Source organism: Cytophaga aurantiaca DSM 3654, assembly GCF_000379725.1.
In the GTDB taxonomy this organism is placed as follows: Bacteria; Bacteroidota; Bacteroidia; order Cytophagales; family Cytophagaceae; genus Cytophaga; species Cytophaga aurantiaca.
This window is the reverse complement of the sequence record NZ_KB903632.1, coordinates 92,004-106,928: the sequence shown is the minus strand read 5'-3', so window position 1 is coordinate 106,928 and position 14,925 is coordinate 92,004. Positions and strand designations below refer to the sequence as shown.

Annotated in this window: 16 protein-coding genes and 1 riboswitch; of the genes, 5 read left to right on the top strand and 11 right to left on the bottom strand. The window is 33.8% G+C overall.

Annotated features, from left to right (window positions below; translation table 11 throughout):
- Window positions 1-136: 136 nt before the first annotated feature.
- Together A3EE_RS0108060 and A3EE_RS0108055 are read left to right on the top strand one after the other, a co-directional pair.
- Window positions 137-937, top strand: coding sequence for a helix-turn-helix transcriptional regulator (locus A3EE_RS0108060; RefSeq protein ID WP_018342938.1), 801 nt, complete (start codon window positions 137-139; stop codon window positions 935-937).
- Window positions 938-1,199: 262 nt separating this feature from the next.
- Entirely contained in the window at window positions 1,200-2,000 is an 801-nt protein-coding gene (locus A3EE_RS0108055; protein ID WP_018342937.1) for a LuxR C-terminal-related transcriptional regulator, read from the top strand.
- 86 nt (window positions 2,001-2,086) lie between these two features.
- Here the strand turns inward: A3EE_RS0108055 and A3EE_RS21285 are convergent, their stop codons facing one another.
- The 5 genes from A3EE_RS21285 to A3EE_RS0108030 form a co-directional block, all read right to left on the bottom strand.
- The gene (locus A3EE_RS21285; RefSeq protein ID WP_018342936.1) at window positions 2,087-2,980 is read right to left on the bottom strand and encodes a glycoside hydrolase family 16 protein; all 894 of its coding nucleotides are present in this window, start codon (window positions 2,978-2,980) and stop codon (window positions 2,087-2,089) included.
- A gap of 114 nt (window positions 2,981-3,094) precedes the next feature.
- Window positions 3,095-3,784, bottom strand: a complete 690-nt coding sequence (locus tag A3EE_RS0108045; protein ID WP_018342935.1) for a hypothetical protein — start codon at window positions 3,782-3,784, stop codon at window positions 3,095-3,097.
- A 36-nt stretch (window positions 3,785-3,820) separates the two neighbouring features.
- Window positions 3,821-4,486 carry a hypothetical protein gene (locus A3EE_RS20250; protein WP_018342934.1) on the bottom strand — a complete coding sequence of 222 codons (666 nt, stop codon included), beginning with the start codon at window positions 4,484-4,486 and terminating at the stop codon, window positions 3,821-3,823.
- Between the two features lie 35 nt (window positions 4,487-4,521).
- Window positions 4,522-5,223, bottom strand: coding sequence for a hypothetical protein (locus A3EE_RS0108035; protein ID WP_018342933.1), 702 nt, complete (start codon window positions 5,221-5,223; stop codon window positions 4,522-4,524).
- Between the two features lie 16 nt (window positions 5,224-5,239).
- Window positions 5,240-5,689: a hypothetical protein gene (locus tag A3EE_RS0108030; RefSeq protein ID WP_018342932.1), complete on the bottom strand. Its 450-nt coding sequence runs from the start codon at window positions 5,687-5,689 to the stop codon at window positions 5,240-5,242.
- Between the two features lie 142 nt (window positions 5,690-5,831).
- Between A3EE_RS0108030 and A3EE_RS0108025 the strand changes: the two genes are divergently transcribed.
- Together A3EE_RS0108025 and A3EE_RS0108020 are read left to right on the top strand one after the other, a co-directional pair.
- Window positions 5,832-6,503: a TetR family transcriptional regulator C-terminal domain-containing protein gene (locus A3EE_RS0108025; RefSeq protein WP_018342931.1), complete on the top strand. Its 672-nt coding sequence runs from the start codon at window positions 5,832-5,834 to the stop codon at window positions 6,501-6,503.
- 143 nt (window positions 6,504-6,646) lie between these two features.
- On the top strand, window positions 6,647-7,963 hold the full coding sequence (locus A3EE_RS0108020; RefSeq protein ID WP_018342930.1) for an ABC1 kinase family protein: 1,317 nt from the start codon (window positions 6,647-6,649) through the stop codon (window positions 7,961-7,963).
- 23 nt (window positions 7,964-7,986) lie between these two features.
- Here A3EE_RS0108020 and A3EE_RS0108015 read toward each other — a convergent pair whose 3' ends face one another.
- The 5 genes from A3EE_RS0108015 to A3EE_RS0107995 form a co-directional block, all read right to left on the bottom strand.
- On the bottom strand, window positions 7,987-8,403 hold the full coding sequence (locus A3EE_RS0108015) for a type II toxin-antitoxin system VapC family toxin (RefSeq protein ID WP_018342929.1): 417 nt from the start codon (window positions 8,401-8,403) through the stop codon (window positions 7,987-7,989).
- 1 nt (window position 8,404) lies between these two features.
- A complete protein-coding gene (locus tag A3EE_RS0108010) occupies window positions 8,405-8,650 on the bottom strand; it encodes a DUF6364 family protein (protein WP_018342928.1) in 246 nt (81 codons plus the stop codon).
- Window positions 8,651-8,676: 26 nt separating this feature from the next.
- Window positions 8,677-10,152 (bottom strand): PAS domain-containing sensor histidine kinase, encoded by a 1,476-nt coding sequence (locus A3EE_RS21280; protein ID WP_018342927.1) that lies wholly within the window; start codon window positions 10,150-10,152, stop codon window positions 8,677-8,679.
- Between the two features lie 118 nt (window positions 10,153-10,270).
- The gene (locus A3EE_RS0108000) at window positions 10,271-10,582 is read right to left on the bottom strand and encodes a hypothetical protein (protein WP_018342926.1); all 312 of its coding nucleotides are present in this window, start codon (window positions 10,580-10,582) and stop codon (window positions 10,271-10,273) included.
- 214 nt (window positions 10,583-10,796) lie between these two features.
- A complete protein-coding gene (locus tag A3EE_RS0107995) occupies window positions 10,797-11,036 on the bottom strand; it encodes a hypothetical protein (RefSeq protein WP_018342925.1) in 240 nt (79 codons plus the stop codon).
- A 121-nt stretch (window positions 11,037-11,157) separates the two neighbouring features.
- A riboswitch (SAM riboswitch) is annotated at window positions 11,158-11,257 on the bottom strand.
- 273 nt (window positions 11,258-11,530) lie between these two features.
- Here A3EE_RS0107995 and A3EE_RS0107990 point away from each other — a divergent pair.
- A complete protein-coding gene (locus tag A3EE_RS0107990; RefSeq protein ID WP_018342924.1) occupies window positions 11,531-12,835 on the top strand; it encodes a pyridoxal phosphate-dependent aminotransferase in 1,305 nt (434 codons plus the stop codon).
- Between the two features lie 76 nt (window positions 12,836-12,911).
- Here the strand turns inward: A3EE_RS0107990 and A3EE_RS0107985 are convergent, their stop codons facing one another.
- The gene (locus A3EE_RS0107985) at window positions 12,912-14,867 is read right to left on the bottom strand and encodes a sensor histidine kinase (RefSeq protein WP_245553817.1); all 1,956 of its coding nucleotides are present in this window, start codon (window positions 14,865-14,867) and stop codon (window positions 12,912-12,914) included.
- Between the last annotated feature and the right edge of the window lie 58 nt (window positions 14,868-14,925).

Sequence of the window (14,925 nt, the reverse complement as noted above, 5' to 3'; positions counted from 1 at the left end):
AATAAATGCCTTGTAAATTTAATTCAAGGCATTTATTTTTTAGTATTTGTCAAATTTACTTCTTTCACTCAATTGGTTAGATTTGCTGAGGCAAATGTTATTTTATAATAAGATTTAAGAACTATATTAATGAATTATGGAAAATGAAATGATCTCATTTGTTGACTTTGAACTGAATTTGAAAAAATTATTTGAGAAAAGAAATTTACAATCATTAAACAATCATAACCCAACATTTTTAAAAGATCTAGATGTCTTATTCAATAGCTTGCCAGTAGCGGCCAATATATTTGACCATAAAGAATTAAGATACACGTATTGCAATGAAAATCTCGCTAGTCTCATGGGATATTCCAGATCGACATTTATGGGCGAAAATGGAATGCAAACTGTATATGATACTTTTCATCCCACGCACATGGCAATTTATAATACTTATTTATATCCCAAAGTAGTTGAAATAATGGAAGAAGCAGTAGCAAACAATGAAGATGTTAAAAGCTACAAGTTCAGTTCTACCTTTAAAGCCATTCGTTCAGACAAACACGTATTTTGGTGTCAAGTGCAGTTTGGAGTTATTGAAACCTATTCAGATGGAATTCCGATGTTTACTTTGTCATTATTGAACGATATTAGTCATATAAAAAAAGATAACAATATGGATTTCTTAATCTATAAAACAACAAGTGGCGAAATTCAACACACAATATCTTATACTTCTTTTAATGAAGATAATTCTCAATTGAAATTATCAAAAAGAGAAATAGAAATACTGGCTTTAGTAAAAAAAGGCTATACAAGTAAAGAAATAGCGGCAAAGTTGTTTGTGAGTGAAAACACTGTACACACCCATCGCAAAAACATGTTGCATAAAACCAATTCCAAAAATATGGCTGAATTGATTCACTTTGCTAATTTGAAAAATATATACTTGTAAAATAAATATTTTAAAATATTTTCATAGTATTTACTACTGAAATATTGGCGAAAAGAAATAAGCTTATTCGGCTATTTTAACGCAATTAAAAAAAGAGAATGTCTTTCAATCCTATTGAAAACCGGTTATGTAGAAATAGGAGAGTAACTAAATAAAAAGCAAGTCAAGTAAAAAAAATATTTCAACTTCTATCAGGCAATTGGTTAAATTTGCATGACAAATGCTATTATATAATAAGATTTTAGAACTTTATTAATGAATTATGGAAAATGAAATAATTTCATTTGTTGACTTTGAAGTGAATTTGAAAAACCTATTTGAGAAAAAGAATTCACAATCACTGGACAATCACAAGCCAATATTTTTAAAAGAACTGGATGTCTTATTCAATAGCTTTCCAGTAGCGGTAAATATATTTGACCATAAAGAATTAAGATACATATATTGCAATGAAAATTTTTCTAGCCTCATGGGGTATTCCAGAGAGGCATTTGTAAGCGAAAACGGAATGCAGATAGTATATGATACTTTTCATCCCACACACATGGCAATTTATAATGCCTATTTATATCCCAAAATCAGTGAAACAATCGCAGAAGCAGTAGCAAACAATGAAGATGCTAAAAGCTATAAGTTTAATTCTACCTTTAGAGCAGTACGGTCAGACAAACACGAATTTTGGTGCCAGGTTCAATTTGGTGTTATCGAAACCTATCCCGACGGATCTCCCATGTATATGATGTTTTTAATGAATGATATTAATCATATTAAAAAAGACGGCAATATCGATTTCTTAATCTATAAAGCGGTAAGTGGACAAATTCAACAAACCATATCTTATACATCTTTTAACGAAGATAATTCTCAATTGAAATTATCAAAAAGAGAAATAGAAATACTGGCTTTAGTAAAAAAAGGTCATACAAGTAAAGAAATAGCTGCTAAGTTGTTTGTGAGTGAAAACACTATTCACACCCATCGCAAAAACATGTTGCATAAAACCAATTCCAAAAATATGGCTGAATTGATTCAATTTGCTTTTTTGAAAAATATATACTTGTAAAATGAATATTTTTCAAATCCGTGTATGTAGAAATAGGATATAAAAAAGAAGTCCTGTATCAAAAGGTACAGGACTTCTTTTTTATGTTAGTTACTTGTAAAAACTTTTACCCAGTCTACATACATGCTACCCGTAACAATATCATTCGGATCAGGCAAGTTCGGATTTCTAAAATAATCTCCGCCAACAGCAAGGTTTAACGTAATGTTTTGAGATTTGCCAAACATATCATCGATGTATTGTCCAGGAGCGACGTCGCTTGTTAGTGTACGGATCACTTTTCCGTTTAACATGTACGTGAGTTTATTCTCTTCCCAGATCACTTCATATACATGCCAGTATTTTGTTAAGTCTTTTGTTGTCGTATAATTAAGTCCGCTGTTTGAAGGTACCTGACTAATGCCTGATGTAGATCCATAGAAATAATTGGTGCCATAAGCAAAAGGTAATTGTCCTTTTGCTTCCATTACATCGATTTCTCCATTTTGAGGCCAGTTTGCACCGGTGCTCCAGAAGGCTGGCCACATACCATAACCCGCAGGAAGTTTAATGCGTGCAGCATATCTAATCTTAGGTGTAGTACTATTCGCGGAAATGGGTGTTTTATATTCCATTCGTCCGGAAGTAAATGCAAATGTTTTTTGTGTTGTTGTGTACGGATCTGTATTACCCGTTGCGGATTCTTTAATGGCAGTAATAATTAGCTGCCCGTTGTTGAGATGAATATTGTTTGTGCTGTTGGAGTAGTATTGATATTCGTTGTTGTATGCACCGCTTTGCCAGATATTCCAATTGCTTAGATCATTATTGAAAGGTTCGTCCATAGTCTTGGTCCAGCCAGCATTAATAACTGCAGCTTCATCCATGTCATAATTCATGGTGTCTGCAGCTATTGTAGGTTCGTCACCTTTTTTCTTACAGGAAATTGTAATGGAAGCTATGAAGAATAGGAGGAAGGTAGAATGGATGATGTGTTTCATACTATCTGGAATACGGTTTAATATCAAAATACGCATTTCTTCTGAATGCTCCTGTAAGATGTACTATTATTCGATTCTATTTATAAAATCGAATAATAATATAGAATTCTGAATTTAATAATAGACTCCACCAGTAGATCTTCTTCTTTTCTTGAAGAGATGTATTTCAGATCTTTTATGGAATTTTATTTTGACCGTTATCTTTTCAGATTCTTTATAGTTGAAATGATATTCCTTCCTATGAATTTTATACGATCCTCGATTGTCGCCGTAATCCTTTATTACAATTCTGATTTTGTCATTTTCTTTTAACGAATCGGGCAGCCATATAAAGCCCGTTCCATCATCAAGATTAGCGCCTGATTTGTATAAGGTATTATTGATAAAGATATCTAGTAAGTATGCCTGATATTGTGAAGGACGATTTTTGATATTCACTTTTACACCACTACTATCTGTTGCTTGCTGAGTAGTGGTATGTGTTTGGAATGTCGACGCCTGCGCATGGTCTGAACTTAATAAGGTTTTAATGAATAAAAATATACCGAATAGTTTTGCAGCAAAAGCAGAATAAAATGGACGCTTAATTTTTACGGCTGTTGACTTAATATCGTCTTCATAAAAAAAACCGCATACTTTTCCATGTGCATTAATAATGGAATTAAAATATACTTCATCTTTTCCTCTGAAATCATAAACATATTTTTCACAACTACTGCAGAAACGTTTTACTTCATCGCCTGGAAGTGAATCGTAATCTACGGAACAGGGCTTTGGGATGTGTATGTCTTTGAATCGGATCATGTCTGATATTGTATAAGGGTTACTGATAAAAAAAAACTACCAAAAATCTCCCATGGCACCAACAATAGTTCTTCTTTTAAATAAATGTATCGGTGATTTACCAGCGATTATAACAGTTATTTTGTCCACATGTGCAAACTTGAATTTGTATGTTTTAGACTTGTACAATTTGTTGCCTAAAATTTTCACTTTGATTTTATCATGGGCTTTTAGCGAGTCAGGTAAATAGAGATAGCCTTGTTCAGGGTAAGCATATTGCTTATACAAAGTATCGTTAATATAAATGTTGATTTTTACTCTTGATCGAATCGGTCTTCCTTTAAATGTTGTTTTGATTTCAGTGCTATCTGTATCTTCAGACAGTTGTACTGTTTGAGGAATGATGCGTTGTGAAGCTTTTGTATCCTGTATTGTCAGGAAAGCTTTAATGAAAATCAAGAAGCTTATAACGTGTATGAATAAACTTTTTTTGTTTGTTTTGATAGCATTTGTTTTGATAGTATTTATTTCATCCAGATAGTAAATACCACAGGTCTTTGTTGAATGTTGAAAGACTTCATTCAGATAAACTTCATCTTTACCTCTAAAATCATAGACATGCTTTTCACAGCTGCTGCAGAAGCGTTTTACCTCGTCGCCTGAAAGCGAGTCATAATCTTCAGAGCAGGGCTTGGGAATGTGTATGTCTTTGAATCGGATCATTGAGTGAATATGTAATTTAGTTTGTGTAGTAACCCTTAATAATATCCCACGGCAGCTCTTCGTTTGCCTCTGATGTTTCTTCTTTTGATCAAAGTGAAATGGAATTTGTAATCTATTTCAACAACAATTTTATCCGATTCTTTAAATGTAAATAAATACTCTTTAGGTTTTATGGAATAGGAAACATTGCTATAGCGTGAGGCTTTCTTTTTGTATACTATAATTTTAATGCTATCATCGGGTGAGGTAGTATCAGGCATGTACAAATAACCATCATATACAGATACATTCTTTTTGTATAAAACATTGTTGATAAAAATGCTTATAGTATAAGAATTGTGTTTTTTAGGTTTGTTTTTAAACTCCGCTTTGATGACTGCAATCGTGTCCTGCTGCTCGAAATGTATAGAGGGTGTATAGGTAGTCGAAGCATCGGCGGTGTGGGTGCTAAAAAAAGTTTTTATGAAAAGACCTATGCTTACAATCTTTGTTGCAATTGCAAAGTAAAATGGACGTTTTATGCGTAAACTCGGTTGCCGTATTTGATCTTCATAATAAATACCGCAAACCTTCCCCTGGGTTTCGGTCACCTGATTTAAATACGCTTCATTCTTTCCTCTGAAATCATACACATACTCTTTGCAATTACCGCAAAACCGTTTTGTTTCATCGCCTTGCAATGAATCGTATTCTACCGAGCAGGGCTTGGGGATATGTATGTCTTTGAATCGGATCATTTAACGTTGAATAAAATTACATATCATAATTGACTTGCCCTTTTTTATGAGGGTAATTGCTTTTTACTTTTAATGTAGATTTTATGCGTATTATAGGTTTGTTTTTAATTTTAAACTTGTATCCCCGGTTGTAAGTCCAACTTCTGCAATTCCATGTATGATCAAAATATTTGTATTTTTTAATGGAAATTATATCGTTGGGCTGTGCAGTGGGTATATGAATGACAAGGGAATCTATTGCAATCGTATTTAAGTAAATATTATCATTGATCCATATTTCTATTTTAAATTTATCCTGACAATGCTTGCACTCTTTCGTTAGAATCATAAAGTTCGTGTATTGCTTATTAGGCATTGCTTCGACCTTTATTGCAGTACTGTCGGAATTTTTATCAGTTTGCCCAAAAGATTGTATCGAAAATAAAACAATCAACGAAAAAGAGAACCAGATTTTAAATGATATCATTTTGGGGTGTTTTAAAGTCATACATACGACTTTGGGGCAGTAAAGTAACTTCTTTTCCGAATTAATTGACTTTGAGTCGATAAATGTTGAAATTAATAAGAAGCAACAAGAACATTCTCCACACTTCATCTGTTTTAAGATTATGGAAACACATACAGAAGAATCGCACCAACATACTTCAGAAGCTATTTCTGCAAAGCAACTTCGGGATACCTTTATAGAATATGTACTTATGAACGGAAAACTTCCGCAATCAGTTTTTCAATTCATGAAAACACTGAATAGGAGGGAATCGGAGTTTTACGATCATTACAACTCGTTCAAATCTCTTGAAAAGGATGTATGGATGGGCATATTTGAAGAAACACTTACAAAACTTAAAAGCGAAGAAGTCTACGAATCGTATTCAGCGAGAGAAAAGCTACTTTCGTTCTATTACACATGGATTGAGGTATTGAAAAACTACCGCAGTTATATTGTTCATACTTCTAAATTCAGCCTTCGTCCAGATAACTGGATGAGCTCGCCAATCAAAGCCTTCAGAGAACCCTTCTTAACATATGCCAAAAGTTTAATCAACGAAGGTATTGAAAAGAACGAAGTCGTAAAACGCCCATACTTATCAGACAACTACGACAAACTTGTTTGGATGCAATTGATGTTTGTGTTGAAGTTTTGGATGGACGATGAGAGCCGTGGTTTTGAACGTACGGATGCAGCCATTGAAAAAGCGGTAAATCTTTCGTTTGATTTGATGGGGAATACTGTATTGGATTCAGTGGTGGATTTTGGAAAGTTTTTATTTCAGAAATAGGATTCGGATTTGTTGGATATATGGATTAATTGGATTGTCGTTTCACTTAACATTTTCCATATTTCAACAACTAGATTCGGCTTACAGCATCAATTAACTATGAAGCAAATCCTAATTTTCAATTAATCCAACAAATCCGAATCATGAAAGAACAAAACAGTATTCCTACAAGCAAAGTTGAACGCGCAACAAAATTTGTACAAACAGGGGCGAAGATCGGAGGGAATTATATTAAATATTATGCGAAGAAGGCTTTTGATTCAGAATTAACAAAAGAGCAGCTGCATGAAGATAACTCTAAAGATGTATATGATACCCTGAGTCAGCTTAAAGGTAGTGCGCTTAAAGTTGCACAGATGTTAAGTCAGGATAAGAATATGCTCCCACAAGCATACGTTGATAAATTTACAATGGCACAGTACAGTGCACCGCCTTTATCCTATCCATTAGTGGTAAAAACCTTTCAGAAATATTTCGGTAAATCGCCGGATTCTTTATTTGATACATTTGAGCGTAATGCTTCAAATGCAGCATCCATCGGGCAGGTTCATAAGGCAATCAAAGATGGTAAAGTGTATGCCGTGAAAATTCAATACCCAGGTGTAGCCGAAAGTGTTTCATCTGATTTGAAATTGGTAAAACCATTTGCTGTTCGCTTGCTAAACATGAAGGAAAAGGATTTGGATATGTACATGGATGAAGTAGAATCCAAACTCATTGAAGAAACCGATTATGAACTTGAGTTAAGGCGTTCGGACGAAATTTCTAAGCAATGTGCACATATAACGGGGTTAGTTTTTCCTGCTTATTATCCGGAGTATTCCAGCAAGCGCATTCTAACAATGGACTGGCTCGATGGATTACACATGAAAGAATTTCTGGCAACCAATCCTTCACAGGAAGTACGTAATCATATTGGGCAATTATTATGGGATTTTTATGATTTTCAAATGCATCAATTACGTACGGTTCATGCCGACCCGCATCCGGGGAATTTCTTGATGCGGAAAGACGGCACCTTAGGTGTAATTGATTTTGGATGTGTAAAAGAGATTCCAGATGAATTTTATAATGAGTATTTTAAATTGCTGAATAAAGAAGTAATAGCCGATAAAACGATTTTGTTGGAAACATTTGAGCGACTTAATTTCTTTGATGCAGAGGATACACCTAAACAGCGCGAGATATTCTTTGATTTGTTTTGTGAGATGACACGTTTGCTGGGCTTACCATTTCATGCTGAAACATTTGATTTTAGCGATGATTCTTATTTTACCAAAATTTATGAATTTGGTGAACACATAAGTAACGTGAAAGAAATAAAAGATGCCAGACAAGCACGTGGCTCTCGCCACGGTATCTATATTAACCGAACATATTTTGGCTTGTATAATCTGCTCAATCAATTGGGAGCAACCATACGCACAAAGTCATACGGTGAAGTACCTGCAGAAGCTTAAAATAGAATATCTAAAAGGATAAATTATTTCGCTTTATTCTTCAAATACTGCTCTGCTGTAATGATATTGATTTCAGCAGATTTGTATTCTTTTAGATTTCGTGTAATAAGTGTATTGACATTGTGCTCCAAGGCAGTATAATACTGGATGCCATCTTCAAAATCTTTAAATTTGGAGGTTAAGGTAAGGTCAATCACTTTGTCGTTCACAGGTAAAAAAGTAACTAGTGTTTTAAACTTCAATAGATTTTTTCTTGATTCAGAAGAATTGTAATTTCTAAAAACGATATAGCTTATATTATAAAACGTAAGAGGGGAGATACATATTTCGATTTGATTCTTATCGGCTAAAGAAAATAATTGAGCTGCAAATTGATAATGCGGTTCGCGCTTTGCCAACAGATCCATAACAATATCCGTGTCTACGTAGATGCGTTCCATATTAAGAGAGCTTTTGAATTAAATGATCTGTAGTTTGTTTTTTATAATCTCCTACAAGTTCAGAATCAATAATTCCGGAAAGACTTTTAACGAGCGTTGTAACTTTTGTTTCAGTTGTAGACTCAGAAGTTATTTGCAATAAATAATTTTCAATCATTCGCGACAGACTTGTATTGTTATCTGCTGCGAATAATTTGGCTTTTTTAATTATTTCCTCGTCAAGTTTCAGAGTTAGTTTAACGTCCATACGGTTATAGTACTGTTATAAAAATGTTATTTCTGGTCTGGGTTCGGTTGCATAGGTATGGTGAAACTGATGGTAGACCCTTCATTGGGAGAGCTTTTAACCCATATTTTACCATTGTATTTATCTATAAATTCTTTACATAAAATAAGGCCTAATCCGGTTCCTCTTTCATTAGAAGTTCCGAGTGTACTTACTTTTTTTGTAGGAATGAATAATTTTTCCAATTGTACAGGAGTCATTCCGATTCCAAAATCTCTCACAGAAACGATGCATTCATTTCCTTCAGTCGCAATGGTAATTTCAACTACAGATTCACTATGAGAAAATTTAATTGCATTGGTAATTAAATTACGGATAATGGTATTAAGAATGTTGATGTCGATCCAAACAGAAAAGTATTCAGGTATTTTATTTTCAATAGTTACGCGTTTGTATTCAGCAAGATTTTTTGCAATGGCGATGTTGTTTTCAACTAGTTCAAATAAATTTAATTGCGTTGGGTGCAATTCGATCTGATTACTTTGAGAACGCGACCATTCGGATAGATTTATTAAAAGGTTTCTTGCCGTTTGACTTCCTTCAATGATCCATCGTATTATTTTATCACGCTCCCAGCTTTCAATTGTATCTACCCGGTCTTTTAATATTTCACCTAAGCCAATAATACCAATAAGAGGATTTTGTATGTCATGAGAAATAATGGAGAAAAACTTATCCTTTGTTGTATTTAAGCTCATAAGCTTTTCTTCGTGTGTACGTCTTTCTGTAACATCAACAAGTACGCTTATGCAGCTGGTTGTTTTATTGCCGATATCTGTGATTGCTGCAACATTCAGATTGCCCCAGATTATTTCTCCTGATTTTGTTATGAATTTCTTTTCAAGATTATACTTATTGATTTGATTTGTTATTAATTGTTTATGTACAGTAAGCTCTGCTTCCAGGTCTTCCGGAGAAATAAAGTGTGTAAAGTGAATTCCTTTTAGTTCTGCTTCTGTATAACCTAAAATATTTTCAAACGCTTTATTTGCAGCGATGTAGTATCCTTGATCATCTTTGATAGCAATACCTACATTTGTTGTTTCGTAAATACTTCGAAAATTTGTCTCGCTTTTTTGTAATGCTTTTTCTGTAGCGATTTTTTCAGTAATGTTTTTAATATGAATCATTACGGAACGTTTGCCATCAAAATTGATCCGGAATGGGTAGCAGATTGCTTCAAAAAATAATTCAACTCCTGCCATAACGGTTAAGTTATACTTGATCGTTATGGATTTTCCGGATACTAATGTGTTTTTTATTAAATTGGAAAATAAATTTCTGTTTTTATCTTCGTCGAAAACGGCATTGATAGAAAAGCCAATTATGTCGCTTTTCTTTTTGTAAAGTAGGTCTTCGTTTATTGCGATTACTTCTAAGAAAATATAATCTTCATTAATTATAAAAATGATGTCTTGGTTATCAGAAGCTGAAGATTCTATTTGGATATTATTTAATTCCATTGTCTGTGCTTCGGTTATTTAACGGTTTTGTTAAAAGGATACGGCATAAATTCATATCAATACTACAAAAAAATAAATTGAATACGGCTTCAATGTATTGATTTCTTGAGTAGATAGCTTATCTGCTGGTGAAATTGAAATTATTGGTAAACATGTTTTTTAGGTAAGATTTATCGTTATCATTCATGTATAAAATAAAGGTTTCTACAGCTGATCTGCTTTCAGGTTTTTCCGACAAAAAATGCTCCAGGATTTCGGAAGTGAGCTCGCTGGGTTTAGTTAAAAAAAGTGAAAAGCAGATGTATTGAATAAATTCGTTCTCAACATACAGATCCGATAATGCATGTGTTTTGGCATAGCGGGCAAGCTCAAGATCCAGTTCATCCTGAAAATGTTCATAAGCAGGCATGTCATCAAGCGAAGCAGACATAGATTGAATTATGAGTTATAGGTTATAAATTATGAATTTCCAAAACTGAATAGCTTAGGGAATAAGCTTTTCATTCATAATTTATCATTTATAATTCATAATTAAATAAAAATTATTGGAAGAAAACAAAGATTGGCTTGATCAGAGTTTTGTATGAACATCAAGTGATGCGAATACAAATACTGAACAAGCCAATACTGAGTGAAAGATTGTATTAATTTAAAAACCAAACATAGCTATGTAATGGATTGTTTGTTTTTAAAGAACTCAAAATGTTTTTTTCAAATATCGTTTGGTCTATTTCCACAAGGCTTGCGGAAGGTTTGATAATATTTATCAATTGCTCATCAAACAGATTTGGTGTGTAAACAGATTCAGGTTTTGAAAATGTTGTTTCATTAGAAACGGCATTTTTTGTTATTGAAAGCGTTTTATATTGAATTGTAGTTGTCATACGTGTAATAGATTGAGTGTAAGAAATGGATTTTGGGCATGACGTTAAACCGCAGGTTAAGTCAGCTGGTAACTTCGAGAAGTCAGGCTTTAGCAACAATATCTTGTTTTCATAGTCGTAATTTTTATAGTTCCACATGGGTAGGAATTGGCACCTTGCTTTGGTGGGCAGGTTGCCAGAAGTTCACAGAGCCTAATCTCTCCCTTCATTCTTTATAATACACGACCCTCAATCGGGTAGGTGATACAAATGTAAAATAAAAATGAATAATAGCAAATATTATTCTTAAATAATTAAAAATATTATATTATACAGAATATTATTCTGTTTTTATCTGTATTGAAATTGCTTCATGCGTGTATACAGGTATTTTATAAAATGAATGAATTGCAATGGTTGAAAATGCAGAATAAACTTTCTTTCCACTTTCGAAGATAAACTGCAGACAATACCGTAAAGTGTTCTTAAATTAGCAGGATTTTAATCAAATTAGAATGAGGAATAAGATATTAAGTGATGGAGCGAAGGAGCTCAGTTATGAAATCAGAGAGATTGTTAAAAAGGCCGATCTGATAAATAAAAACGGACAATCAATTGTTTTTGAAAACATTGGTGATCCGATTCAAAAAAATAATGTCGTTCCTCAATGGATCAGAGAAACAATTTCTAATCTGACCTTAGATAATAAGAGTTACAGTTATTCTCCTTCAAAAGGAATTCTGAAGACGCGTCAATTTTTAGCCGAGTTAAATAATAAAAAAGCCGGAGCGCAAATAACAGCGGAAGATATTTTATTCTTCAATGGCTTGGGAGATGCAATTGCAAAAGTGTATCAATTTATAAGCCGCAGTTCTCGTGTTATCGGGCCATCACCTGCATACTCTACACACTCTTCTGCAGAGGCTGCACACGCAAGTCAGGATCCGATCACATACAAATTAGATCCCAATAATCATTGGTATCCCGATCTGGATGATCTGTATAATAAAGTAAAATACAATCCGAACATCATTGGAATTCTGATCATCAATCCAGATAACCCAACAGGGATGGTCTATCCATTAGAGACGTTAAAGCGCATCGTTGAAATAGCGAGAGAGTTTAATTTATTTTTATTGAGTGATGAAATTTATTTGAACATTACGTACAACGGTGCCCGTGCGTATTCATTAGCAGAAGTAATTGAAGATGTTCCGGGCATTGCCATGAAGGGGATTTCGAAAGAATTTCCTTGGCCGGGTTCCCGTTGTGGCTGGATGGAATATTACAATCGCGGCAAAGATCAGGACTTTGATAAATTCTGTTCAGCATTGGATAATGCAAAAATGATCGAAGTTTGTTCTACAACACTTCCGCAATTAGCAATTCCGGTGATCATGTCTGATCCGCGTTACTTGCCATACAGAGAAGAATTAAATAATAAGATCGGCAAGCGCAGTAAAATCATTGCAGGTATACTTGGACAGATTCCTGAGCTGATGTTTAACGAAACATATGGTGCCTTTTATAATACCATTGTATTTAAAGACGGTGTGTTGAATGATAAACAAACGTTGCCGATTAGTAATGCAGCAAACAAGGTTTTGGTAGAAAAGTGGGTTAGCGAGCCGAATGTTGATCTGGATAAACGTTTTGTATATTATTTACTTGCATCTAAAGGGATTTGTGTAGTGCCGATCTCTTCGTTCTGCTCAGATTTAAAAGGCTTCAGAGTAACGTTGCTGGAAGAGAATGAAGAATTGCTGCAGCAAACATTCACGAGCATCCGCGATGCGATCAGAGAATATTTGAAAAGCTGAAGTAGTTATAAGTAATATGTTCTAAGTTTTAAGATTTACTTTTTTTCTTAAAACTTAGAACATAAAACATATTACATTAACACGGTAGTTCAATAATAAATGTCGTGCCTACATTTAACTCGCTTTCGGCACGAATCGTACCGCCTAGCATATCAATTTGATTTTTTGTAATATATAAACCCAGGCCTTTTCCTTCCACGTGTGTGTGGAAGCGTTTATAGAAGCCGAATAATTTATCTCCTGTTTTAGATTCATCCATTCCGATACCATTATCCGACACAGTTAATGTAAATCGATGCTCTGCTAAGCGGATTATTTGTATCGTAATTTTTAATGTTCGTTCCGGGCTCGAATATTTTTGGGCATTGGTTAACAAGTTGTAAAAAATACTTTCGTAAAAAGATTTGATGCCGTATATCTCAAGACTTGGATCTATGTATAGATTTACCTGAATTCGTTGGATTTCTAATTGCCTTAAATTATTTGAGATCATTGTTTCAAAATCAATAAGCTCTTTAATAGAATTGCTATTTCGATAAGATAAAATTTTATTCAGGTCAATTAGTATTTCATCCATTCGATTAATTACATGTCTGATTTTTTCAATGTAAACAGCACGTTCTGTAGCATCTTTTTCTTCAGAATATAATTCGATCAGGCCTTTTAAGCTTGATACAGGCCCTCGTAAATTATGAGAAGTAATGTAATTGAATTGGTGAAGTTGATTGTTTGTGCTAACGATTTCTTCAAGAGATTTTTGAAGTTCCCATGTTTTTTGAGAAACCAATTCATTTAATTTTGTATTCAGGGTATTTAACTCGTTGTTTGTACGATTTAATTCCTGTGTACGATTGAATACCGTTGTTTCAAGTGTGTCATTTTGATTCGTTAATAACAATTCACGTTCTTTTAACACATCAATAATTTTTTCCTGCGACTGAATATGCGTCAGTTTGTATTGCTGATACTTTCCTGCCATAATAAAAGAAAAAATACCTCCCTGAATGAGTGTTCCGATCTGTACATAATTATTTACAAACGTAGTACGCGGAATGATATTTAAAGAAGATAGAACGGCAAATACAATAGAAGATAAATACAGAGACCAGGCAAGTATGAAATACAATGCATTCTGATTGCCTTTCTTCCATATTGAAATGCCGTATACGATGTATACAATGATTTGCAGGAACGCTATCATCTGCAAAGAATAAAGAGCTTGCGCATACCAACCCATAAAGCTCATAATCGGGATCAGTAAAAAAACACCTGTAAGGATCAGGAAGACAAACTTCGTTCCTGGGTAATAGGATTTAATATCCAGGAAATGATAAACAAACAGCGGAGTTGTTATAGCACTTAATGCATATATGGCAATTTTATGTGTATTTATTTCAGGATGGTCGGGCCAAAAATAAGCGAAGAGATATCCTTCAAGGCACAGGTTTAAAACGATTGTTCCGAATAAGAAAAGAGAATAATATAGAAAGGCTCGTTCTTTAGAACGAATAAAGAAGAACAGCGCAACGATACCCATTACTGAAATTACACCCCAATAAAATCCGTTGAAATAATTTTTAAAAACAGAACTCTTTATATTAACTGTGTTGGTGCGTATGAAGATGGGTAAAACAATATTGAATAAATCATATGCTTCAATAAAATAGATGGTGTTGGGCTGAATGCAAAAGGAAGTTTGTTCCGGGAATAAATTGTCTTTTTGATACGGCAGACTCATACCTTTTCTTTCAATGAGTTTTAATGAGTCATTTTGATATGCATAAAGTGTAATGAGATTGAAGTTGCAATTTTCAATAACTAAAAAATGTGTTTCAGATGAAATAAAACTATCTGTTTTAAAATAGACCCATACCGGCTGTTTTATAGTGCTTACTCTTGAATATATATCAATTCCATTTTTCTTAAAGGAATAATTTTTAGCAAGCCTTAATGCACTATCAGGAGAGATCGCCTTATTGGGGTTGAAGGTATGCACGTATTTTCCGCCGGCGTGCCTATTGTTTGTGGTCATGGGAGCGATTGTTGTCTCCCATGTGTTTCCGGCGAAGGTATTTAAGGTTAGTAATAAA

Coding starts and splice junctions, on each gene's coding strand:
- A3EE_RS20250 (WP_018342934.1), bottom strand. CDS start 4,486: ATGATCCGATTCAAAGACATACACATTCCCAAGCCCTGCTCTGAAGAT.
- A3EE_RS0108060 (WP_018342938.1), top strand. CDS start 137: ATGGAAAATGAAATGATCTCATTTGTTGACTTTGAACTGAATTTGAAA.
- A3EE_RS21285 (WP_018342936.1), bottom strand. CDS start 2,980: ATGAAACACATCATCCATTCTACCTTCCTCCTATTCTTCATAGCTTCC.
- A3EE_RS0108055 (WP_018342937.1), top strand. CDS start 1,200: ATGGAAAATGAAATAATTTCATTTGTTGACTTTGAAGTGAATTTGAAA.
- A3EE_RS0108025 (WP_018342931.1), top strand. CDS start 5,832: ATGGAAACACATACAGAAGAATCGCACCAACATACTTCAGAAGCTATT.
- A3EE_RS0108000 (WP_018342926.1), bottom strand. CDS start 10,582: ATGTCTGCTTCGCTTGATGACATGCCTGCTTATGAACATTTTCAGGAT.
- A3EE_RS0108030 (WP_018342932.1), bottom strand. CDS start 5,689: ATGATATCATTTAAAATCTGGTTCTCTTTTTCGTTGATTGTTTTATTT.
- A3EE_RS21280 (WP_018342927.1), bottom strand. CDS start 10,152: ATGGAATTAAATAATATCCAAATAGAATCTTCAGCTTCTGATAACCAA.
- A3EE_RS0107990 (WP_018342924.1), top strand. CDS start 11,531: ATGAGGAATAAGATATTAAGTGATGGAGCGAAGGAGCTCAGTTATGAA.
- A3EE_RS0108015 (WP_018342929.1), bottom strand. CDS start 8,403: ATGGAACGCATCTACGTAGACACGGATATTGTTATGGATCTGTTGGCA.
- A3EE_RS0108010 (WP_018342928.1), bottom strand. CDS start 8,650: ATGGACGTTAAACTAACTCTGAAACTTGACGAGGAAATAATTAAAAAA.
- A3EE_RS0108020 (WP_018342930.1), top strand. CDS start 6,647: ATGAAAGAACAAAACAGTATTCCTACAAGCAAAGTTGAACGCGCAACA.
- A3EE_RS0108045 (WP_018342935.1), bottom strand. CDS start 3,784: ATGATCCGATTCAAAGACATACACATCCCAAAGCCCTGTTCCGTAGAT.
- A3EE_RS0108035 (WP_018342933.1), bottom strand. CDS start 5,223: ATGATCCGATTCAAAGACATACATATCCCCAAGCCCTGCTCGGTAGAA.
- A3EE_RS0107985 (WP_245553817.1), bottom strand. CDS start 14,867: ATGACCACAAACAATAGGCACGCCGGCGGAAAATACGTGCATACCTTC.
- A3EE_RS0107995 (WP_018342925.1), bottom strand. CDS start 11,036: ATGACAACTACAATTCAATATAAAACGCTTTCAATAACAAAAAATGCC.